This window comes from Izhakiella australiensis, assembly GCF_002006995.1.
GTDB classification, from domain to species: Bacteria; Pseudomonadota; Gammaproteobacteria; order Enterobacterales; family Enterobacteriaceae; genus Izhakiella; species Izhakiella australiensis.
Genome location: NZ_MRUL01000059.1, coordinates 1 through 1,183, shown reverse-complemented (window position 1 = coordinate 1,183; position 1,183 = coordinate 1). Strand labels below are relative to the sequence as shown.

The 1,183-nt window shown below is 60.7% G+C and carries 1 protein-coding gene; it reads left to right on the top strand.

The window, feature by feature from the left end:
* Positions 1-1,183, top strand: a 1,183-nt coding sequence (locus tag BTJ39_RS24240) for a glycosyltransferase (protein WP_139356419.1), incomplete at both ends; no start/stop codon positions are given.

Genomic DNA, 1,183 nt, shown 5'->3' with positions numbered 1-1,183 from the left:
TGACGATGATCATGCTGTTTTTGTCCGCGCTGATGTCGACGCGCTATATCTGGTGGCGCGCCACCCATACCCTGCATTTTAACTCTCAGATCGAGGCGCTGCTGGGCATCGGCCTGTTTCTCGCCGAGCTGTACGTCTGGCTTATTTTGCTGCTGGGCTACCTGCAAACCGCCTGGCCGCTGAAGCGCACCATTCAGCCGCTGCCCGATGACGTCGCTCTCTGGCCGACGGTGGATATCTACATCCCCAGCTACAACGAAAGCCTGAGCGTGGTGCGCGATACCGTGCTGGCGGCCCAGTGCATCGATTATCCGCGCGACAAGCTGAAAATTTATCTGCTGGATGATGGCAAGCGCAGCGAATTCGCGGTGTTCGCCGCCGACGTCGGGGTGGGCTATATCACCCGCGAAGATAACCGGCACGCCAAGGCCGGCAACCTGAATCACGCGATGAAAATCACCAAAGGCGAACTCCTGTGCGTGTTTGACTGCGACCACGTGGCGACGCGGGCTTTTTTGCAGGCTACGGTGGCGCCGTTTCTCACCGATGACCGGCTGGCGCTGCTACAGACGCCGCACTACTTTTATTCGCCGGACCCCTTTGAGCGCAATCTGGTGGCGGCGCGCCATATCCCCAATGAGGGGGCGCTGTTTTACGGCCCGGTGCAGCAGGGCAATGATAACTGGAATGCCACCTTCTTTTGCGGCTCCTGCGCGGTGATTCGCCGCACGGCGCTGGAAGAGATCGGCGGCTTTGCGGTGGAAACGGTGACCGAAGACGCCCACACCGCGCTGAAGATGCAGCGTCGCGGCTGGAAGTCGGCGTTTCTGGCGATCCCGCTGGCCGCCGGGCTGGCTACCGAACGTCTCGGGCTGCACATTATCCAGCGTACCCGCTGGGCGCGCGGCATGACGCAGATTTTCCGCGTCGATAACCCGCTGCTGGGGCGCGGGCTGAAGTGGCAGCAGCGGCTGTGCTACCTCAACGCCATGCTGCACTTTCAGTTCGGCCTGCCGCGGGTGGTGTTTCTTACCGCGCCGCTGGCCTATCTGCTGTTCAATCTGAACATCATCCACTCTTCCGCCAGTTTGATCTTTGCCTACGTGCTGCCGCATCTGGTGATGTCGCTGTACGTCAACTCGCGCATGAACGGCCGCTTTCGCTACACCTTCTGGGGTGAAAT